Here is a 20,988-nt window from a genome sequence, read left to right as displayed (position 1 = left end):
GTAATAATCATGGTTGTGGTAATGGCATTATGTTTCACAGTGTTCAAACTCTTGTTTTGTTGGTTAAGGCATTCAATATGCGGGCTTTTTCACCGCTTATTTATTAGTACGCATTTAGGTTTCTAAAGTCAATAACAAAATGAATTATTATTCAACTCAGCCGCAAGTTTCATCACGTTGTAACATTAACCTTTTGATGTAATAAGTAAGGTTCGAATAAACATGGGATATCTCTGTAATGCCTGTGTTACCCTCTTTGCATCGATTGATTGAATAAACTTATCACATGTATCGTTTACTATGTTCCCTATTGGTAGGGCTCCCAATTGCTACTCTTGCTACCCCACTTCCTCAATTACCTGAAGCCGTAACCAATAATGCTGTGGCTCAGGTTTCCGATGGCAAAAACAGCTACTTATTGAGTTTTATGGGATTGGCTAAAGGCAAGGATTATCAAGACGTTCACGCCAAAGCGTGGGGACTCAAACTTGATGGACAATCTAAATGGCAATCGCTTCCAGATGTGCCGCATATTGAAGCATTAGCAGGACGCCTTGCCGCAACCGCTGTCGGAATTAAAGATAAAGCCTATATTTTTGGCGGTTACACTGTCAGTAAAGATCATAGCGAAATCAGCACTCGTGATAATTATCAGTTTGACATAAATACTCGTCGCTATACCCGTATTGCTGATATGCCTGTTGCCGTCGATGACACCTCTGGGTTTACCTATCAAGACCGTTATATCTATTTGTTCAGCGGCTGGCATCAAACGGCTAATGTCAATTTAGTACAAGTCTATGATATCAAGAGCGATTCTTGGGCTCAGGCCACCCCTCTACCTATCCCTGCAACCTTTGGTCAAGCAGTCGGCATGGTAAATGGCAAGATAGTGTTGTGTGACGGCGTTAAAATCCAAACATTTACAGATAAGAAACGCACCTTTGCTCCATCGCCTGAGTGTGTTTATGGGCAAATTGACGTTAAAGATCACTTAACCATACATTGGCAGAATCTGCCTCATTTTAAACTCCCTCATCACCCGCAACCAACGGCCTTGTATCGCATGGCAGCAAGAGGTGTCGCACAGTCAGGTAAGCAAGGACAAATCGTCTTCATTGGCGGCAGTGACAATCCTTATAACTACAACGGCATTGGTTACAACAGCAAGCCTAGCGAACCGTCACAATGGATGCTGCGTTTTGACTTAGCCAAACACCAATGGCTTGATCCTATCAGGCTAAAACAGCCCAGTATGGATCATCGTGGGTTATTACTTTACAAGCAAAACCTTATTCGTATCGGTGGCATGACAGCTGATCAGCAAGTGACCAATCAAGTCTTTATCGACCCGCTCTATTAACTTAGGTATAAATCGGTTTAGCCGTGTCAAAACCACAAGGAAAACCTATGAAACTGGAAATGATCTGCACAGGTGAAGAAGTGTTAGCTGGTCAAATTATCGATACTAACGCCGCTTGGGTCGCCAATGAGCTAATGGATCAAGGCATTGAAATGCAACAGCGGATCACGGTAGGAGACCGACTAGAAGATTTATCTTCCACCTTTATCGAACGCAGTCATCATGCCGATGTCATTATCGTCAATGGTGGTTTAGGTCCAACAAGTGATGATTTATCGGCTGAGGCGATGGCTCAAGCCAAAGGTGAAAGTCTGATTGAAAATACTGAGTGGCGACAACGCTTAGAAGCGTGGTTTAGTAAAAATAATCGCCCTATGCCTGCTAATAATTTAAAACAAGCCATGCTGCCAGAAAGTGCCATAATGGTGGATAACCCCGTCGGTACTGCTTGTGGATTCAGAGTGAAGCTCAATCGTGCATGGCTGTTTTTCACACCTGGCGTGCCTTCTGAACTAAAAGTTATGGTCAAAGACCAGTTACTGCCGTTTATCGAACAAGAATTTGGTAATTCTGAGCCTACTAAAGTCACCAAAATGCTCACCATTGGTGCCGGAGAATCTTGGCTTGCGGAGCAAATTCAAAATATTGAGTTACCTGAAGGCATTAGCTTAGGTTATCGCTCATCGGCACCTTACATTGAAATTAAGGTATTCGCTCGTGGCAAAACCGCTATAAATCAACTCGATAAAGTATGCGAGCAAATTAAGCTTTGTTTAACAGATCTGATTGTTACTACCAATATTCCTAACTTACCTCAAGCGATTCATCAACAATTGACACAGAAACATAAAACCTTGGCAGTGGCGGAGTCTTGCACAGGTGGAATGATTGCCGAGCAGCTCATCGCGCTCGCTGGCAGCTCACAATACTTGCAACATGCCGTAGTGAGTTACAGCAACGAAGCGAAGCAAAAATTATTGAATGTCAAAACCGAAACCCTTGAGCAATTCGGGGCAGTTTCTCGCCAAACAGCTGAAGAAATGGCAGTTGGCGCTCGACAAGTACTCGATTCAGATTTTGCTCTTGCCACCAGCGGCATTGCAGGCCCGGACGGCGGCAGCGATGAAAAGCCAGTAGGAACCGTAGCGATTGCGTTGGCATACAAAGGCGGTGTCGACAGTCAATTATTGCAATTTCCTAAGCGATCACGCACCGTAATTAGACAATTAGCCAGTGCTGTTGCTTACGATATGCTCCGCCGAAAATTAGAAAATCAGTCGGTTATTGTTAACTATCCTTCATACATTAACAGAAACTAATCTCAGGTCTATTAGTCGAAATCTATACTTAAGTTACGATATCAATGCGATGGAATGACTAATATGATTTCGACCGTTTACCGTAAAGCCCCTACCAGTCACATGCTTTCAGCTAAGCAAGTGCAGGCTTATATTACTGGTAGCGCGGCAAGTCATCAGCCCATCAAGCTCACTTTTTTAGGGACACCTTGGGATTGCTTAAAAGACAACGTCGTTAATCACGGAAAAAAACAACGCTTTCTTACTCAATTTCACACAAGTTTCACTGAAGCTGTAACAAAATATTATAAAGACATCTTTAGTAAAACCTATGCTATGGCAAGGCCACTTACTCGTAGTCAATCTTTACGCCAACTCACCCCCGATGAGCAAGTCAGTCTACCCATTGTGAGTTTTGACGAAGAGATAGGTAAAGACGTCGTTCTTGAAGACAGTATTTTTATCAGTGAAGCTGAAAAACAAGCGCTCGATCAAATTGAAACTGAACCATTAGCGTCAGGCAAGCTTCAATCCTCAAAACCAAGGCCGATCACTCGCAGCCAATCTTTACGTCAACTCAACGCTGATGAGTACGTTAGTTTACCTGTGCTTGGCGTTGACAAAGGCTCAGGCCACCCCGTTCTTGTTGAAGACAGTGTTTTTATCAGTCACGCTGAAAAAGAAGATCTCAAAAAACTAGAGTCTGAACAATTAGCATCAGAGTATGTGAAACCTGAAGAAAGCTATACCTCTGCAACTCAACAACTGTTAGTAAGATTTACCTTACTCGTTCAACACATACCCGAATGTGAGCGCAAGGCCTATAGTTTGAAGCTGGAATACACCGATCGCGATCCTGTAGAAACCTATACTTTAAGCTTATGTCGTGACGGTAAACCATTTCATAACGTAAAAGTACCGAAATATAACAGTAAAGAAGCGTTGAGCCGAGATTATTGTAGCGTAGTGTTCGAAATCACTCGGATGAAATTTGAGCTAGTACTCACAGAACAGCCTTTATTATCACCTGAAAAATACTTGAAAGATAGGTGTAGTAAAGTCGAACAGAGTGCCTCTGGCCGTGAAAATTTAAATTGTTTAGGTATTTCTCCTTTCAAACAAACGGTGATAATACGCAGTATTAGACCTGACGGCAATGACTGGATATTAAATGTTGAATTTGCCAATCGTCAGAAGGCAGAACTGACTCTTTCGCATGAAGAATATCTGAGCTTAAAAGCAGAGCTAAAACCAAAAAGTGAATACCCATCATTGGAATACTTATTCAAAGTACACCTAAAAACATTCAATGAACACAAGTTCAATAGTTTTTACCTACCAATCATTGAGAATTTAGGCTCAATGCTAAATGTAAGTCCAGATAGAAAAGACCTTGCGCCATTTTTTACTCCCTATTTGGAAGTATTTGACCCTATTTACGTAGGTGACATCCCACTGTCGACTTACATAAGAGGTCCCAGATTTACCCCACTAAAAACCAGCTGGGATTAAATTTCCAGCTGGCTTCTATCACGCTTACCCAGTATTACGCATCCCAGCAGCAACCCCTGCAATGGTTAACATTAATGCTAACTCTTGCTCTTTATCCATTTCAGGCGCTTTACGAGTACGTGCTAAAAGCTCTACCTGTAAAGCATGCAACGGGTCGAGATAAGGGTTTCGCAAATTAATCGATTCACGACTCCAAGGCGTACTGGCCATTAAGGTATCAGACTCTATGAGGTGTAATAAGGTCTCTTTACCTGAATGTAACTTATCACTTAACCGATGACCGAACCCATGTAATTGCTCGGGCACCAAGCCCTTCTCATAATATTTAGCGATGCTGGTTTCGGATTTTGCATACACCATTTCCAGCATGGAGAGTCTCGAATCAAAGTATGGCCATTGCTTCACCATCGTTCGAAGCGTATCGGTATAGCCCTGTTTTACCACTTCTTTGATGGCATCGCCTGCACCTAACCAAGCAGGTAAATTTAAGCGATTTTGTGACCACGCAAATGACCAGGGGATCGCCCTTAAGCTTTCAATGCCACCATCTTGACGACGTTTCGCAGGACGACTGCCTAGAGGCAGTTTCCCAAGTTCAACTTCAGGCGTGGCATAACGGAAATATTCCACAAACTGAGGATCATGACGAACCACATTACGATAGGCATGCAGTGATGTTTCCGACATCAACGTCATGACCTCTCGCCATTCAGGTTGAGGCTCTGGAGGCGGTAAAATAGAGGCTTCTAAAACAGCTGAGGTATACAAAGCCAAACTCTTACAGGCCATCTTAGGCAAACCAAACTTAAAGCGGATCATCTCCCCTTGTTCGGTGACTCGAATGCGGCCATCAACAGAACCCGGTGGTTGAGATAAAATCGCTTGGTGAGCAGGGCCTCCACCTCGACCAATGGTACCGCCACGACCGTGGAATAACGTCAGTTTAATATCCCACTGTTTGCACACTTTAACTAATTGCTCTTGGGCTTCATATTGGGCCCAAGACGCCGCTATCACCCCTGCATCTTTCGAAGAATCTGAATAGCCAATCATCACTTCTTGCGAGCCATTGATGTGTTCGCGATACCAATCGACTTGTAATAATTGATTGATACTGTCAGAGGCATGATTTAAGTCATCAAGCGTTTCAAACAGTGGTACGACAGGCATCGCCCATTGGCAACCCGCTTCTTTCAGTAATAAAATCACCGCCAGTACGTCTGACGGTTCTCGCGCCATGGAAATCACATACGATCCCATTGCTTGCTGTGATTGCTGAGCCACAACACGGGTTGTATCCAATACTTCCTGCACATTGGCTGATGGTTTCCAGTGCTGCGGGATCAGCGGTCGTTTGTTTTGCAGCTCGGCTAATAAAAAGGCTTGTTTTTGTTCTTCTGTCCAGCTGTTGTAATCCCCAAGATCGAGATAACTGAGCAGTTCTTGGAAAACTTCAGCATGACGACCAGAATCTTGGCGAATGTCGAGCTTGAGTAAATACACGCCAAAACACGACAAGCGACGCAGCGTATCCAGTAACTTACCATTGGCGATCAATGTCATACCCTTTTCAACCAAACTGTCGTACATCATGGTCAAAGGCGCGGCGAGATCTCGAGTGTGCCAAATCAGTTTCTTAATCGGTAATTCGGCTTCTTTGTCTTCTAATTTGATATCTAGAGCTTTAATGGTGCGCTTCAAGCGCTTACGAAGTTGCCTTAGCATGGTTCGATAAGGCACGCTGTCTGTGCCTACCGCTTCAATGAGGGTGTCATTGGCTTCATCCATAGAGAGCTCTGAAACCAGCTCATCAAGATCATTTAAATAAAGTAATGCTGCCCGTTGACGGTTGCGATACAAGACTTCTTGCGTCACTTCAGCCGTCACAAAGGGGTTACCATCTCGGTCCCCTCCCATCCACGATGAAAATTTAAGCGGCATGATGGTCTTGGGAAGTTGACGATTGAAATGCTTTTGAAATTGCCCATTTAACTGACGCATAAAGTCTGGCACCGCTTGCCACAACGAGACTTCCATAGTGGATAAGCCCCACGTGGCTTCATCCACTGGCGTTGGTCGCTGCTGACGAATTTCATTAGTGTGCCAAATCTGGCTTACAAGCTCTCTTAACCGTTGACTGTATTTTTGGTGCTCATCCTCATCTAGGCGATCACTATCTAATACAGATAAACAATGGATGATAGAATTGTATTTTTTAATCAGGGTTCGACGGGAAATTTCTGTAGGGTGAGCAGTAAGAACAATATCAATGGACGTTTCATTTAGGCAATTGAGGATTTGCCTTTCAGCATCAGGTTGCGATTTTAACCGTTCAAATAAATCATCAATCGGCTGAGGCGCACAAACTTTTTCATCACAATCGTGACTGATGGTATGAAATTGTTCAGCAATGTTGGCCAAGTTAAGAAACTGGTTAAATGCCTTTACAAAAGGAACGAGTTCTTCATCAGGGAGTTCAGATAAGATGGCCAGCATTTTACTGCGAGCGGTTTCATCACCATTGCGAGAATCTTTTGCCAATACTCGGATTTGCTCAACTTTCTCTAGAAAGCCTGTCCCCAGATGGTTCGACATTGTCTCACCTAAAATCTGTCCAAGCAGGTTTACATTAGCACGCAATGGCGCATAACTATCTACAGATAACACTCCCATACTGACTTCCTTTTTACTAAGACTTGTCAGTTACCTTACCCTATCCATTCATAGAATCGAAGTGTTTTTCCAGCTTGATCTTAGAGGTTAAACCATCTGTGACAGGGGGCTCAATCTCAATTAACTGATAGTCGTTATTGATCAACATACAGAGCATGCCTTTAAATTGATTCATGGTTTTCACTTTCAGTACCTTGTAACCTTTTGTTTGCACCCACTGCTCTTGTGCTCGTAATAATTGCTGAGCAACCCCAAGGTTACGGTAATCTTTTGCCACGCCACCGAGCCAACTGTAGAACTGTTCATTAGACAAGGCATAACCAATTTTGAATCCAGCAGGCTCACCTTCAATATAAGTAATTGATATTAAATACGATTTACCCTGCAATCGTTGCTGAATATTTTCGGCCGTTACACCGCGGTCTAGCTCAGAAATTTGCTGGCTGATCTCAATGATATCTTCTAGTAGCTCAGGAGTAAGTTGCTCAGTTTGAGTTTGAGTAATTTGGTACATAAGTTTCCAATATTAACTGGTCAGTCCACTTAGGTTAGCAAATAATCGATCAAAAACAAAAAGTAGAGGAAATTTATGTGCACACACTCTTAAAATCTTACCGCTTGATTTCAATCAGTATTATTTGCAAGTGCACGATATTGTTCGGCAAGAAATAAATTCAAAGGCCATGACATGTTTATTTTAAAATCACCCCTGATGATTAAAACCTCACCATCTGTTGTCATTTGCTGAATTTACATTCACATTTTGTATATTTTTTTCAATATACCTTTAGGCGTTTATGCTACTATTCAGGGCCTTCAAGGAATGTAATCGAAATCTGAACAGTTGTAGGATGTTTTCATGTCAGGCTCCCTTTCCCCTAATAATTTACTCAAACTTCCAATAAGCCGACTTCAACAAGGTATGTTCATTGAGCGATTACATCACCATGATACCGCTTTAAATATCAGTAACGCTGGTCAAATTCGAGATCTCAGTATCATCGAAAAATTTCGAAAACATAAAATCAAATTTGTGTGGGTCAATGCTGAACGTTCTGATCCTGCCTGCGGCCTTTTACCAAACGCTCTGTCTAAAACTGAAACATCAACTGACATTAAAGCCAAATCTGATCAGCTAGAGTACAAGTCACGTAACGCCAAACAACGACAACTACTTCGAGCCCAACACCACACTAAAACCAAAGCCTTATTAGGTGAAGCCAAAGGCTTAGTTCGTAAAGTCTTAGCTGAGACCTTTGAAGGTAAAGCCATTGAACTTACTGAATTTGAAGTCATGGCGGATAAAATGATCCATACCGCACTGACCGATATTGACGCATTCAAGTGTGTTGCCGCTTTGCGAACCAAAGACGCCTATTTGCTAGAACATTCAATTAATGTGGCTTTCTTGCTGGTCACCTTTGGAAATTTTATGAAGCTTCCTGCCAATACCATCAAAGAAATGGTTGTCGGAGGACTACTGCATGATATTGGCAAAATTTATGTGGACGATGCGGTATTAAATAAACCGGGAAAACTAAGCCCTGAAGAATACGACATTATTAAACAGCATCAATATCACGCCATCGACATCATTGACACTACGCCAGGATTATCTCAAATAAGCAAAGACGTGTGCTTAATGCACCACGAAAAGCTCGACGGCAATGGCTATCCCAAAGGACTCAAAGGTGACGAAATACCACTCCATGGACGCATGAGTTGTATTGCCGATATTTATGATGCGCTTACTGCAACTCGTTGCTATAAAGAAGCCATGAGCCCTGCTGCCGCTTTCAAGATTTTATTAAAACTCACCCCGTTCCACCTTGATAAAGATCTGGTGTATCAATTTATCCGTTGTATTGGCGTATATCCTACAGGCTCATTGGTGGAACTGTCGGACGGTCGTGTCGGCATTGTGTGGGACTCTCAAGATAGAGACACACTGCATCCTGTGGTTAAGTGTTTTTATTCGACCGAACACAAACGCTATGTCGAGGTCGAATACATAGACTTACTTGAGCAAGACGACCTTCACATTGAGCGTGGTGTCTCACCAAGCTCACTAAACGTCGATCCAAATCCATTTTATTAGGTTAGTTAGGTAATGAAATCGTTACCCGTAACCCGTGTGGCTGAATATTTTCAGCTGTGATATGACCTTGATGTGCGGCAATCGCCGCTTGGCTGATCGCCAGTCCCAACCCACAACCACCAGAGTTGCGATCCCTTGCACTATCAGGGCGATAAAAAGGCTTAAAAATATTCTCTAATTCCGATTGTTCAATACCACAGCCATCATCCTCAATAATCAACAATAGCGTGTCTTCATCTTGTGTTGAACAAATACTGATGGCCGTTTCAGCATAACGAAGTGCATTTCGTAAAATGTTTTCAACAGCGCGACAGAGTAAGGTAGCCTCCACTTCAATATTGAGCTCAGAGTCAATCTCCACGGTAAATTGTTTTTGCTGTTGCTCTGCTTCAAACTCGACGTCGGAAATCACCTGCTCTAAACAATGGCCCAATGATAAACGCTGCTTTTGATGCATCGTCTGGTTACTGACGCGAGATAAGGTTAACAGCTCTTGGATCAAGGCTTCAAGTTGCTCTGCTTCATAGCCAATACGCTCGGTTTCTTTGGTTTGCTGCCCTTTTTTATGGGCAACAGCCAAGGCTAATTGCAATCGAGTGAGCGGGGTACGAAGCTCATGGGACACATCACCAATCAAGCGTTGCTGCTGATTCACCATCTGCTCAATGGCATTCGCCATACTGTTAAAAGCACGAGCTAACTGCCCAATTTCGTCACTACGATTTAACGTAGCGCTGTCCACTCGACTACTCAGCTCTCCTTTTGCAAGGTTATCCGCACTGCGTTTTAGCTGTTTGAGAGGACGACCTAAATGCCAAGCCAGCACACTACACAATAGTCCTGAGAGTAGAATAGCAAGCGATAAAGTTAGCAACTTATATTCGGTAAACCAAAAAAACCAAGGTCGTGGATGGCGGTTTTCCATACTGCCATAGAGTGAATAGGTTTTATCTTGCACCTTAAATTGATAAGGGCCAAAAAAGATCCGCTCTCGAAATTGATGGCGGATCGGTTTTTGGGCATCATCGGCCATTAAGATAAAGCGCCGTAAATCTTTGGAAAAGTGACGCCGATTGAGTATGCGTCCTTCCTCGTTGGCGATGAACAACACAAATCGTGGATTGAAGCGCTTCAGTTTAGATATACGTCGAAGGTTTTCAGGCTTAAGTAAGCTAGGGTTGTTCTGTAGCCTTTTACCCGCTTTCACCAAGATTTTTTGAAGGTTCGTGGGTAGCGGTGCTTGATCGTGTTTTTTTTGAATTAATGGTAATAAAGCGACAGCTCCCAATGTTAACGAGCTGCACAGCCAAAAACCGACCAATAGCTTGATGAAAATTCGATTTGCCACGTTCGTTCTCGCTCCTTAAGCCAACCAAATGTACCCTTTGCCACGCACCGTTTTGATCCTAGGTCGACCATCTTCACGCTCAGGCAACTTTTTTCGTAGATTGGATAAGTGCATATCTAAACTGCGATCAAACGGCATTAAACGCTTACCTAACACCTGAAGATTCAAGGTTTCTTTACTGATCATTTCACCACAATGTTCTATGAGTGCCTGCAACAGTGCAAATTCGCAATCGGTTAATGGCAGAACTTGTTGCTGACAACGCGCTTCTTGTCGTGAGGTATCAATACTAATGTCATCATGGTGCTGCTCCATAACCTGAGTCGTATTACCTATCCGGCGTAAAATAGCCCGAACTCGCGCCACCAGCTCACGATCATTAAATGGCTTAGGCAGGTAGTCGTCTGCGCCCATCTCAAGCCCGACAACGCGGTCAATTTCATCGCCCCTTGCCGTCAACATTAATACAGGCGTTTGTTTTTGCTCCCTTAATTGACGCAACACCTCAAAACCGTTGAGCTTAGGCAGCATCACATCTAATAAGATCAGATCGAATTCATCGGCTAAGGCGTAATTCAGCCCTTGGGCACCATCATGGGCTAGAGTGAGCTCAAAGCCTTCCAGCTCAAGTAGCTGTCCTAATAACTCTGCCAAACCCTGATCGTCATCTACCAATAAAAGTCGTGCCATTAACTCTGCTCACTCAATTCTATTTTCGCTAATAATAGCAATATCTTATCAATTACCTTACTCATCTTTACTTAGCTTTACGTTTTACATATTCAAACTTACATTGCAATCCTTACACTTGCTAGCAACCCAGTTGATTTTCCCCAACGTAAGGAAGGTTGTTATGACTATTTCTACCCCTAAAAAACTGCTTGCCGCAGCCATGTTAACCTGCTCAGTACTGGCCCCTGTAGCCGTTTATGCAAAACCTGACACGGGTGCAAAATGCATGCAACAAGTGCAAAAGCGCAGTTTTCATAGAGTCATGAAGTTCTATCGTAAGCTTGACTTAACCGATACTCAAAAGCAGCAAGTAAGAGATATTTATAAAGCTTACAGACAAGAGCAAAAATCACTCAGACCAACTAAGGAAGACCGTCAAGCATTTGGTGATCAAGTCAAAGCATTGGTGCAAGCCCCAGACTTTGATCCACAAGCAGCAACAAACCTTGTTGATCAACGTAGCCAACTCCGTCAGCAACAAGCCGTTGCCAACATAAAGCTACGTCACGATTTGTATCAAGTACTAACGCCTGAGCAACAAGCGAAAGCAGAGGAATTGAGAGCCGCGAAAAAAGCGCGTTCAGATCAATAAACTCAGCTTAATACTACCATTTCTCCTTTTAGTGCCTGAATTTTCAGGCACGCCCTCTTTTTCCCCACTTTATTGTCGCCTATAATTTTAACATTCTGATTATTGGTCACTAAACCATGACTCAACAAACCGATTACGTCTTTTGGGTTAAATTCGCTAGCCGTGCTTCAGTACTGGTCGCGCTCACGCTTATCTGCGCTAAACTTCTTGCTTGGCTTTATTCTGGCTCTGCCAGTATGTTGGCCTCATTAGCCGATTCAACCTCTGATCTCGCCGCCTCTTTAGTCAACTTTTTTGCTTTGCGTATCGCCATTGCGCCAGCAGATGATGATCACCGCTTTGGTCATGGTAAAGCTGAGTCGTTAGCGGCGCTTGCTCAGTCAGCTTTTATTACCGGTACGGCATTGGTGCTGGTTTTTTATGGTGGAGAGCGCCTACTTGAACAAACTTCTGTAGAGCGTACCAATTTGGGAATAGGCGTCAGTGCATTTGCGATAGTGTTAACCTTTGGATTGGTTTTATTGCAGCGTGTGGCGCATGCCAGAACCCAAAGTCGTGTCATTGCCGCAGATGCGCTGCATTACAAAAGTGATTTGTTGCTTAATCTTTCTGTGCTTATCGCCTTGGTATTGTCGCAGTACGGTCTATGGTGGAGCGATGGTGTGTTTGCCATTTTGATTGCACTATATTTAGGTTGGCAAAGCTTACAATTGGGTAAAAATGCCATTAACGAACTGATGGATAAAGAACTCAGTGAAACCGTGCAACAACAGATTTTTGATATCGCAGTATCGCACCCTCAAACCCAAGGCGTGCATGATATTCGCACCCGCCAGTCTGGTCGCATGGTATTTGTTCAATTACATTTAGATTTAAATGCGGAGCTTTCTCTGTTCCAAGCCCATGAAATTGCGGACACCATCGAGAAGCAAATCATGCAGTTATTCGAACACTCAGAGGTCATTATTCATCAAGATCCGGTAAACAGCGACGGAACCCATACATAAATTTAAACCTAGAAAGTGCTCTTAAGGCTTGGTGCTTAATCCACACTTTGTTGTTATGTTAGGCAAGAAACCATTTGAAAAATGAGGTATCAATGACAGAAATTGGCGTATTACCCAACATTCGAGCAGCGCAAGCCTTAGCCGATTATCTCAAAGGTCAAGGTATCGCTTGTGAATTAGCCCCATCAGGCGAAGGGATCATTCTCACTATTATCGAAGACAGCCAAGTCGAAACGGCGGAACACATTCTCGACCATTTTCTGAGTCATCCTAATGATCCGCGATATTTACAGGCCTCATGGGATCATGGTGATACCCGTAATCGAATCAACTACGGCAGCTCAACGCAAGGGATCATTCAGCAATTTTTGCATAATAGTGGCCCACTCACGCTCATCGTTTTTGGTGTTTGTATCGCAATTTTTGCGTTAATGAATTTCGGATATGCTAATCAAATTTTCAATCAACTCTCTTACTTTGGTGCCATTGGCAGTGTTGGAAGTGAAACGGGTGAATGGTGGCGATTTTTCACTCCAAGTCTGTTGCACTTTTCTCTGATGCACATCAGCTTCAACCTACTCTGGTGGTGGTACTTTGGCGGCAAAATTGAAAAAAGAGTTGGTGTAGTCACCCTAGTCACTTTGTTATTAGTTGCAGGCACCTTACCCAACTTACTGCAAGCACACTTTACTGGTCCTAATTTCGGCGGTTTGTCCGGTGTCGTCTATGCCTTAATTGGTTACGTGTGGGTAATGCAACAACGCTGCCCCCAAAAAGGCTTAGCCATGCCACCAGCACTAATGATCATCTCTGTCTTGTGGATGGTATTGGGTTTTGCAGGGATCTTTCCCACAGCAACCGCCAATAGTGCGCATCTTGGAGGCTTGTTGATCGGGTTAGCACAAGGTTTCATTGACAGCAGACGTTTTCAATAATCTTTTCCCAAGCTGGCTTTACGCCAGCTCAATCACTTTAGCCACCATTTTATGGATACCGCTATAGGCTTCAGAAACGGAAGTAGCTAGCATGTAAGCAGGCGTACTCACTACCTTATTGGCTTCATCGACCACGATACTGTGGACATCAGCTTGTTGATGTACCCCTCCCATTTGAGTAAAGGCCGCTGCGGTATCCAAATCGGTACCTATTGTGCCTGTTGCTCCTTGACCAAACAGAGCCGGAATCATCATAGGCGCAATACACATTAATCCAATAGGCTTGTTGGCTTGTTTAAAGTTGTCCACAGTCATAACTACGTCTTGATTGATCTGACACTCAGTGCCTTTTACGGCAAAGTCACACAAGTTTTTCGCCGCGCCAAATCCCCCCGGAATAACCAGAGCATCAAACTCATTCACGTTCAGTGTTGATAGCGCTTTAATTTCCCCACGTGCAATACGGGCTGACTCCACCAGTACATTTCTCGTTTCACCTTCCACTACTTCGCCAGTAGCGTGATTAATGACATGCAGTTGCTCCATGTCTGGTGCAAAACATTGATAACGTCCTCCCTGTTGCTCAATGGACAATAACGTCAATACGGATTCGTGGATTTCAGCGCCATCAAAAACGCCACAACCACTTAAAATAACGGCTACCTGTTTCATTGTTGATTCCTACTCCAAAAATATTGTGAAAAATTGGTTAAATTTTAATTGATATGTACAAAAAACCTGCTAACTTAGATAAGGTTACACGCACTTAGGGATAAGATACATCAACACGGATCGATCTGCATGATCAGAATTAAATCCACAAATAACGATGAATTTTCAATCGTTTACCCCTCCCAAGAAGTTAAGATGCAAAACCATTAAAAACAATAGGTTAGCAAACAACATTGTTTTAGATCTATGATCGTATCACAGGATCAACTCACATAACTCACAGACTTATCCACAGGCTGTGAATTTTTGTCATGGCTGAAATTACTTGGATATGGCATGCTATCAACCAAGATCACTCATCAACTAATAATGCTTCGTCAATTATGCCAACAATCAAAGAAAATCCACTTGTTCTCGTCGACGGTTCTTCGTACTTATACCGTGCCTATTATGCTCCACCTCACCTAACGAATTCCAAAGGTGAAGCGACGGGTGCAGTTTATGGCGTAGTAAACATGTTGCGCAGCTTATTAAAGCAGTATTCCCCAAGTCATATCGCGGTCGTTTTTGATGCAAAGGGCAAGACATTTCGCAATGATATGTATGCCGATTATAAAGCTCATCGTCCTCCTATGCCGGATGATTTACGCAGCCAAATTGAACCACTCCATCGCATTATTAAGGCTTTGGGGTTACCGCTGATCTCCATTCCCGGCGTCGAAGCCGATGATGTTATTGGTACCATCGCAGTAGAAGCAAGCAGAGACGGTCGCAATGTGCTGATCAGTACAGGCGATAAAGATATGGCGCAATTGGTGGATGAAAACGTCACTCTGATCAATACCATGACAGATACCATCATGGGACCAGATGAAGTCACCACTAAATTTGGCGTTGGCCCAGAACTGATTATCGACTTATTAGCCTTAATGGGCGATAAAGCCGATAACATTCCGGGGCTTCCGGGTGTGGGTGAGAAAACGGCGCTCGCCATGCTGACTGGAGTGGGTGGCGTTGATAAGCTACTGGCAGAGCCTGAGAGCGTAATAGAGGTCGGTTTCCGTGGCAGTAAAACCATGCCGAAAAAAATTCGTGAAAACGCCGATGACCTCAAACTGTCTTATGAATTGGCTACCATTAAAACCGATGTTGAATTAGAGCAAACTTGGCAAGAATTACAGTGTCAACCAGCCAATAAAGATGAACTGATCAAATGCTATGGCGAGATGGAATTTAAACGTTGGCTAGCAGAACTGCTCGATTCCAACACCAATGTCGCTACTGCAACAGCTGATGTGGAAGATGAAGCCACACCAGAAGCCATTGATGCCGAATACGAAACCATTCTCACTGACGACCAGTTAGCCACTTGGCTAGATACCCTTGGCAATGCAGAACTAATTTGTATTGATACCGAAACCACCAGTCTTAACTATATGGATGCAGAGCTGGTTGGCTTATCCTTTTCCGTTGAAGCAGGCAAAGCAGCATACTTACCACTGGCACACGACTATTTAGATGCACCGCAGCAATTAGATAAAACTACCACACTTACTAAACTGAAACCGATTCTAGAAAACCCAGCCATTGCCAAAGTGGGGCAAAACCTAAAATACGATATCGCCATACTTGCCAATGTAGGTATTACGCTTAAAGGCATAGAATTCGATACCATGTTGGAGTCTTACGTATTTAACTCGGTCGCTTCTCGTCACGACATGGACGGCATGGCACTTAAATACCTTGGACATAAAGCCATTAGCTTTGAAGAGGTGGCTGGTAAAGGGGCTAAACAGCTGACCTTTAATCAAATTGATTTAGACACCGCCGCACCTTATGCCGCTGAAGATGCCGATATTACGCTGCGTTTACATCAGCATTTATGGTCACGCATAGAAAAAGTGCCATCGCTAGCCAGTGTGTTTAAAGACATTGAGCTGCCCGTATTGTCGATACTGTCAAAAATGGAGCGTAACGGTGTTCTGATTGATAGCATGCTGCTATCACAGCACAGTCAGGAGCTGGCGCAAACCATCTCTGATCTGGAGCAAAAAGCTTATGACATTGCTGGTGAGAAATTTAATTTAGGCTCGCCAAAACAACTTGCGGCGATTTTCTTTGAAAAGCTCAACTATCCGATCATCAAAAAGACACCAAAAGGTGCGCCTTCAACGGCAGAAGAAGTATTAGTCGAGCTGGCGCTAGATTATCCACTGCCAAAAATCATTCTAGAGCACCGCAGCTTGTCAAAGCTGAAAAGCACTTATACCGACAAACTGCCACTAATGGTCAATGGCCGAACGGGTCGAGTACACACCAGCTATCATCAAGCCAATGCGGCAACAGGTCGATTGTCTTCTAGCGATCCGAATCTGCAAAACATTCCGATCCGCAGCGAAGAAGGTCGTCGTATCCGCCAAGCTTTTATTGCACCAGAAGGTAAAAAAGTCTTAGCCGCCGATTACTCACAAATTGAGTTGCGGATCATGGCGCATTTATCACAAGATAAAGGTCTCCTAACTGCCTTTACTGAAGGTAAAGACATTCACAGTGCTACCGCGGCAGAAGTCTTCAGTGTTGATTTTACTGATGTGACTTCCGAGCAACGTCGCCGTGCTAAAGCCGTCAACTTTGGTTTAATTTATGGCATGTCAGCCTTTGGATTAGCAAAGCAACTCGATATTCCACGTGCTGAAGCGCAGTCTTATATCGATACCTATTTTGCTCGCTATCCAGGTGTTAAAAAATACATGGAAGACACGAGAGCAGTTGCATCAGAGCAAGGCTATGTAGAAACCTTATTTGGTCGCCGTCTGTACCTACCTGAAATCAACGCCCGCAATACCATGCGCCGTCAGGCTGCTGAACGTGCAGCGATTAACGCGCCGATGCAAGGCACCGCTGCGGATATCATCAAAAAAGCGATGATTATTGTCGATAACTGGATTGAAACGGAAACTCACGGCGAGATCACCATGCTAATGCAGGTTCACGATGAACTGGTATTCGAAGTCGATGAATCACAAGCCGATGCCCTTCAAGCAAAAATTTGCGAGTTAATGGCAACTGCGGCTGATTTAGATGTGCCACTATTAGCAGAAGCCGGTATTGGCGATAACTGGCAACAAGCTCACTAAAAAGCTCTATTAAGCTGGCGATCAAGCGTTTATTGGTCGCCATTTAATCAAAATCAAGATCCACTTCACATTATTTAACTTAAAAGCAGAAAACTGTTTTCCAATTTAGAACAAATCACGTAGTATCACTTCTGTAGGGTACAGAGGTTAAGATGTTCTATCTTTCAGACCTTTATTTCACTTTATAGTGACAGCCAAATTATGGCGCCTCAGCAACTTTTGCTGAGGCTTTTTTCTTTTTAGCCTTCCCATTTTTTATCTCTACTTCCAAGCAAAATCTACTTAGCAATTAATTATTTCTGGCTCTAAATAAAAAAGGCCAGCAATTTGCTGACCTATAGAAAAACAATTAATCAATTACTCATGTTCAAGTTCAGTTTCATCTTCATCAACAAATTCAACACGCTCTTGATACCAAGTGTTTAATATATTGAGCACTTTTGGCTTTCCTAAGCCTTTTAATGACGAAAACGGCTCAACTTGCACAGAGTCGCCAAAATCCGCTAACTTCTTACGGACTTGATTGACGGTTTTCATACGCGCACTTTGGGCCAATTTATCGGCTTTGGTTAACAGCGCCAATACGGGAAGTTCACTATGTACTGCCCATTCAATCATTTGCATATCAAGATCTTTTAACGGGTGACGACAATCCATCAATACAACAACCCCAGCCAAAGACTCCCGTTTTTGTAAATATTCACCTAAGGCTTGTTGCCATTTTTTCTTCATCGCCAGTGGCACTTGAGCAAAACCATAGCCAGGCAAATCCACCAAACGACACGCTTCGTTTATCTCAAAAACATTAATAAGCTGTGTTCGTCCCGGTGTTTTACTGGTTCTTGCCAAGCCTTTTTGTTCAGTTAATGCATTCAAAGCACTGGATTTTCCAGCATTAGAGCGACCAGCAAAAGCAATCTCAATTCCTTGACTCTCACCCAAGTGCTGATCCAAATGTTCAATATCTGGTGCACTGATCACAAACTTTGCTTTACGGAAATCTAATTCAGAGGCAGCCACGGTTTACTCCAACTTATTCAATCTCAATACTATAATTCAATTCGAATTACTTACTTTTCTACATTTTCGTGTAGAATATTAGGTTGATAACAATATTACCACGCTTACGGGCTTTGCTTGTAAGTTCAGGACAATAATCTTAACAAGAAGTTGGAACGCCATGAAAAAGTTAGCTCTTGTGCTGTCTGTCATTATTGCCGCAATTTCTGCACCAGCATTTTCAGCAGAAGGCAATGCAGAAGCCGGAAAAACCAAAGCAATGTTATGTGCTGCCTGCCACGGTGTAGACGGTAACAGTTTAGTCCCAATGTACCCAAAGCTAGCAGGGCAACACGCAGAGTACCTTGCAAAGCAATTACATGATTTTAAGAAAGGTTCAGCTTCTGCTGGCAAAGAAGGTCGTTTCGATCCAATCATGGCTGGCTTTGTTGCGACATTAAATGATCAGGATATTGCAGACTTATCTGCTTATTTTGCAAGTCAAAAATCAAAACCTGTAGCCGTTGCTGATGTGCCAGCAGCTGGAAAAATGTTGTATGAAGCAGGTGATGCTAAGCGCGGTATTACTGCATGTATGGCATGTCACGGCCCACAAGGTAAAGGCATGGGCATGGCAGGTTTCCCACACCTAGCAAGCCAGCAACCAGACTATATCAAAGCACAATTGACTAAATTCCGTAGCAAGTCGCGTCACAACGACTTAAACGGCATGATGCAAGATATTTCAGCGAAACTGACCGATGCAGACATTGATGCATTGTCTAAGTACATCGCTAGCTTAAAGTAAACACAATAAGCTATTGAATACTGAGCATTAGTTTTTTGTGAGTATAAAAAGGGCATTTTAATGTCCTTTTTTAACCCCAAAAAGCTTACGTTAACGTAAAGGTAATATTAACCACTTTTTTATTGACATTAATTTGTAACTTGGGTTTAATGCGCCTGTACCAAGAAAAACCCAGCTGTCGAACAAAGAAAAATAACTCCGTCGAACAGTTCTTGGCACAGATTATTTAAGAACAAGAATAAAGTTATCAATAATAAAAATACGATTTAAACCGCTCTCTAATAATAATAAGAGTTGAGGTTTCAACTTGAAACCCAGGTTCGCTACCGTTGTAAGGAACAGGTTAAATTTGACCAACCGCTCAATAGCATTGCCTTACTCAACAACAATAAAATAAACATGGATGGTTGATTCAGCATCAAAGAGGATGTTCGGACACAAATTAAAGTGTCACTCAGTCGTAATTACGACACTAACCAATAAAATGTCTGGATGACTCATAATAAAAAATGGTGCAGGGACAGCTGTTAGTAAAGATACCGACCGGGAGCGTCGCTACGCAGGTAAGGAAACTTGGTCAAGATGAATAAGGTGTCTATACACTTGTGCTACAGGCGGCAGAATCACTCTGCCGCCTTTTTTATTTTCAAATCCCGTTCGTGTTATACTCCCGCCAATATTTTCTTCTACCTAAAAAATTTGTTCCAATAAGGTTTTAGGTTTATCACTGGGATAAATATCCAATGGCTCGCAGTAAAAAAACACGCAAAGTGGGTGACAGTGCCCCTAAAAATGCTCCTCGCACAAAAAAGGCTGAGCGTATCGTCTCTAAGAAAAAGCGTAAGACCGGTAAAGCCTCAGGTAACCGTCATAACGAAGTCACACTCAAAAAGTCATCACCGACTTATGATCCCAGTAAAGATCCTCGCCATGGCAGTAAAAAAGCCATTCCGTTAACTGTTGAGCCAAAAACAGAAACAAAAGTAGCCAAAACTGCCTCTAAGCTACCAAAAATGAATGACGAGCAACGTCTACTCAGCTTGGAAGAAGATCCTCGTTTGAATCAGCTGTTAGATCAATTAGAGGAAGGTCGTACCTTAAGCGCAGAAGATCAGCAGTGGTTAGATATTCAATTAGATGAAATTGAACGTCTAATGAAAAAGCTGGGACTTGATGAGCAAGCCGAACAAGCACCTGCAAAAGTGTCTGATGATGATGCCTTATTCGACCGCTTTGAATCTGGTGCTGACGCGCTTCAAGATTATCAATAAGGGCAAATAACCATGACGGCTAGTCTACTTATTATTCCTGCAGTGTTGATTGTGGCAGCGTTAGCTGGCTATGCCACTTATTTGTTACTACAGCTTCGTAAACAAAATCAAGCTAAGGCAAAAGCGGAAGCGGACTATCAACAACAGTTGAAAGATAAACAAAACTCGGTAATAGCAGACATTCGTTACATTGCCGCAGCAATGCTTGAAGATCGCTGTGAGTTATCCGAGGGTGTTATGCGTATCGCACGGCTGTTTGAAGTCGCTTTACTGACTGAGCGTGTATCCAATCACTATCCGAATTTATACACGCATTTTGAGTGTATTAAAGATCATCCAATCAGAGAGCAACGCAAAGCACTGCCCAAACAAGAGCGAATGAAATTGGATTTAGCGCGGATGAAATCTGAATCAGCATTAGAAGCACCAATTCTGAAAGAAGCCGAATCACTGCAGCATTTTGAATTGGCAAAATTCAGCCATTAAGTCCTTATGAAAATATAGAGCCGCTGTTGCGGCTCTGTTCTCAGGTTAAGTTATCAA

General features: G+C 43.0%; 17 protein-coding genes. 11 read left to right on the top strand and 6 right to left on the bottom strand.

What is annotated here, in order from left to right; genetic code table 11:
* Nucleotides 1–286: 286 nt before the first annotated feature.
* From E2H97_RS00725 to E2H97_RS00715, 3 genes are all read left to right on the top strand, one after another.
* Nucleotides 287–1,363 carry a Kelch repeat-containing protein gene (locus E2H97_RS00725; RefSeq protein ID WP_133405345.1) on the top strand — a complete coding sequence of 359 codons (1,077 nt, stop codon included), beginning with the start codon at nucleotides 287–289 and terminating at the stop codon, nucleotides 1,361–1,363.
* Nucleotides 1,364–1,410: 47 nt separating this feature from the next.
* A complete protein-coding gene (locus E2H97_RS00720; protein ID WP_133405344.1) occupies nucleotides 1,411–2,682 on the top strand; it encodes a CinA family nicotinamide mononucleotide deamidase-related protein in 1,272 nt (423 codons plus the stop codon).
* A gap of 63 nt (nucleotides 2,683–2,745) precedes the next feature.
* Nucleotides 2,746–4,173: a hypothetical protein gene (locus E2H97_RS00715; protein ID WP_133405343.1), complete on the top strand. Its 1,428-nt coding sequence runs from the start codon at nucleotides 2,746–2,748 to the stop codon at nucleotides 4,171–4,173.
* A 24-nt stretch (nucleotides 4,174–4,197) separates the two neighbouring features.
* On the opposite strand, the gene ppc is transcribed toward E2H97_RS00715, so the two are convergent.
* Together ppc and E2H97_RS00705 are read right to left on the bottom strand one after the other, a co-directional pair.
* Entirely contained in the window at nucleotides 4,198–6,846 is a 2,649-nt protein-coding gene (gene ppc / locus E2H97_RS00710) for a phosphoenolpyruvate carboxylase (RefSeq protein WP_133405342.1), read from the bottom strand.
* Between the two features lie 40 nt (nucleotides 6,847–6,886).
* Entirely contained in the window at nucleotides 6,887–7,360 is a 474-nt protein-coding gene (locus E2H97_RS00705) for a GNAT family N-acetyltransferase (RefSeq protein ID WP_133405341.1), read from the bottom strand.
* A gap of 345 nt (nucleotides 7,361–7,705) precedes the next feature.
* Here E2H97_RS00705 and E2H97_RS00700 point away from each other — a divergent pair, with 345 nt between their 5' ends.
* Nucleotides 7,706–8,944, top strand: coding sequence for a cyclic di-GMP phosphodiesterase (locus E2H97_RS00700; RefSeq protein ID WP_133405340.1), 1,239 nt, complete (start codon nucleotides 7,706–7,708; stop codon nucleotides 8,942–8,944).
* Nucleotide 8,945: 1 nt separating this feature from the next.
* Here E2H97_RS00700 and E2H97_RS00695 read toward each other — a convergent pair whose 3' ends face one another.
* Both E2H97_RS00695 and E2H97_RS00690 read right to left on the bottom strand, forming a co-directional pair.
* A complete protein-coding gene (locus E2H97_RS00695; RefSeq protein ID WP_133405339.1) occupies nucleotides 8,946–10,292 on the bottom strand; it encodes an ATP-binding protein in 1,347 nt (448 codons plus the stop codon).
* A gap of 15 nt (nucleotides 10,293–10,307) precedes the next feature.
* Nucleotides 10,308–10,982, bottom strand: coding sequence for a response regulator (locus E2H97_RS00690; protein WP_133405338.1), 675 nt, complete (start codon nucleotides 10,980–10,982; stop codon nucleotides 10,308–10,310).
* Between the two features lie 163 nt (nucleotides 10,983–11,145).
* On the opposite strand from E2H97_RS00690, the gene E2H97_RS00685 reads away from it, so the two are divergent.
* From E2H97_RS00685 to glpG, 3 genes are all read left to right on the top strand, one after another.
* Entirely contained in the window at nucleotides 11,146–11,616 is a 471-nt protein-coding gene (locus E2H97_RS00685) for a Spy/CpxP family protein refolding chaperone (protein WP_133405337.1), read from the top strand.
* Nucleotides 11,617–11,732: 116 nt separating this feature from the next.
* Nucleotides 11,733–12,623 (top strand): cation efflux pump FieF, encoded by an 891-nt coding sequence (gene fieF / locus E2H97_RS00680; RefSeq protein ID WP_133405336.1) that lies wholly within the window; start codon nucleotides 11,733–11,735, stop codon nucleotides 12,621–12,623.
* Nucleotides 12,624–12,715: 92 nt separating this feature from the next.
* Nucleotides 12,716–13,558, top strand: a complete 843-nt coding sequence (gene glpG / locus E2H97_RS00675; RefSeq protein ID WP_133405335.1) for a rhomboid family intramembrane serine protease GlpG — start codon at nucleotides 12,716–12,718, stop codon at nucleotides 13,556–13,558.
* 18 nt (nucleotides 13,559–13,576) lie between these two features.
* Here the strand turns inward: glpG and elbB are convergent, their stop codons facing one another.
* Nucleotides 13,577–14,230, bottom strand: coding sequence for an isoprenoid biosynthesis glyoxalase ElbB (gene elbB, locus E2H97_RS00670; protein ID WP_133405334.1), 654 nt, complete (start codon nucleotides 14,228–14,230; stop codon nucleotides 13,577–13,579).
* Nucleotides 14,231–14,613: 383 nt separating this feature from the next.
* Between elbB and polA the strand changes: the two genes are divergently transcribed.
* A complete protein-coding gene (gene polA / locus E2H97_RS00665) occupies nucleotides 14,614–17,367 on the top strand; it encodes a DNA polymerase I (protein WP_133408531.1) in 2,754 nt (917 codons plus the stop codon).
* A gap of 357 nt (nucleotides 17,368–17,724) precedes the next feature.
* On the opposite strand, the gene yihA is transcribed toward polA, so the two are convergent.
* A complete protein-coding gene (gene yihA, locus E2H97_RS00660; RefSeq protein WP_133405333.1) occupies nucleotides 17,725–18,387 on the bottom strand; it encodes a ribosome biogenesis GTP-binding protein YihA/YsxC in 663 nt (220 codons plus the stop codon).
* 160 nt (nucleotides 18,388–18,547) lie between these two features.
* Between yihA and E2H97_RS00655 the strand changes: the two genes are divergently transcribed.
* The 3 genes from E2H97_RS00655 (at nucleotide 18,548) to E2H97_RS00645 (ending at nucleotide 20,931) form a co-directional block, all read left to right on the top strand.
* Nucleotides 18,548–19,174, top strand: coding sequence for a c-type cytochrome (locus E2H97_RS00655; protein WP_133405332.1), 627 nt, complete (start codon nucleotides 18,548–18,550; stop codon nucleotides 19,172–19,174).
* Nucleotides 19,175–19,917: 743 nt separating this feature from the next.
* The gene (gene yihI / locus E2H97_RS00650; RefSeq protein ID WP_133405331.1) at nucleotides 19,918–20,445 is read left to right on the top strand and encodes a Der GTPase-activating protein YihI; all 528 of its coding nucleotides are present in this window, start codon (nucleotides 19,918–19,920) and stop codon (nucleotides 20,443–20,445) included.
* A 12-nt stretch (nucleotides 20,446–20,457) separates the two neighbouring features.
* Nucleotides 20,458–20,931 (top strand): DUF2489 domain-containing protein, encoded by a 474-nt coding sequence (locus E2H97_RS00645; RefSeq protein WP_133405330.1) that lies wholly within the window; start codon nucleotides 20,458–20,460, stop codon nucleotides 20,929–20,931.
* The last annotated feature ends 57 nt before the right edge of the window (nucleotides 20,932–20,988 follow it).

This window comes from Parashewanella tropica (genome assembly GCF_004358445.1).
Lineage (GTDB): Bacteria > Pseudomonadota > Gammaproteobacteria > Enterobacterales > Shewanellaceae > Parashewanella > Parashewanella tropica.
This window is presented reverse-complemented; position numbering and strand designations above follow the sequence as displayed.

Excerpts from the sequence above, each read along its gene's own strand:
- ppc (WP_133405342.1), bottom strand. The coding sequence starts at position 6,846 with ATGGGAGTGTTATCTGTAGATAGTTATGCGCCATTGCGTGCTAATGTA.
- E2H97_RS00655 (WP_133405332.1), top strand. The coding sequence starts at position 18,548 with ATGAAAAAGTTAGCTCTTGTGCTGTCTGTCATTATTGCCGCAATTTCT.
- E2H97_RS00725 (WP_133405345.1), top strand. The coding sequence starts at position 287 with ATGTATCGTTTACTATGTTCCCTATTGGTAGGGCTCCCAATTGCTACT.
- E2H97_RS00720 (WP_133405344.1), top strand. The coding sequence starts at position 1,411 with ATGAAACTGGAAATGATCTGCACAGGTGAAGAAGTGTTAGCTGGTCAA.
- E2H97_RS00685 (WP_133405337.1), top strand. The coding sequence starts at position 11,146 with ATGACTATTTCTACCCCTAAAAAACTGCTTGCCGCAGCCATGTTAACC.
- polA (WP_133408531.1), top strand. The coding sequence starts at position 14,614 with ATGCCAACAATCAAAGAAAATCCACTTGTTCTCGTCGACGGTTCTTCG.
- elbB (WP_133405334.1), bottom strand. The coding sequence starts at position 14,230 with ATGAAACAGGTAGCCGTTATTTTAAGTGGTTGTGGCGTTTTTGATGGC.
- E2H97_RS00715 (WP_133405343.1), top strand. The coding sequence starts at position 2,746 with ATGATTTCGACCGTTTACCGTAAAGCCCCTACCAGTCACATGCTTTCA.
- E2H97_RS00690 (WP_133405338.1), bottom strand. The coding sequence starts at position 10,982 with ATGGCACGACTTTTATTGGTAGATGACGATCAGGGTTTGGCAGAGTTA.
- glpG (WP_133405335.1), top strand. The coding sequence starts at position 12,716 with ATGACAGAAATTGGCGTATTACCCAACATTCGAGCAGCGCAAGCCTTA.
- fieF (WP_133405336.1), top strand. The coding sequence starts at position 11,733 with ATGACTCAACAAACCGATTACGTCTTTTGGGTTAAATTCGCTAGCCGT.
- E2H97_RS00645 (WP_133405330.1), top strand. The coding sequence starts at position 20,458 with ATGACGGCTAGTCTACTTATTATTCCTGCAGTGTTGATTGTGGCAGCG.
- E2H97_RS00700 (WP_133405340.1), top strand. The coding sequence starts at position 7,706 with ATGTCAGGCTCCCTTTCCCCTAATAATTTACTCAAACTTCCAATAAGC.
- yihI (WP_133405331.1), top strand. The coding sequence starts at position 19,918 with ATGGCTCGCAGTAAAAAAACACGCAAAGTGGGTGACAGTGCCCCTAAA.
- E2H97_RS00705 (WP_133405341.1), bottom strand. The coding sequence starts at position 7,360 with ATGTACCAAATTACTCAAACTCAAACTGAGCAACTTACTCCTGAGCTA.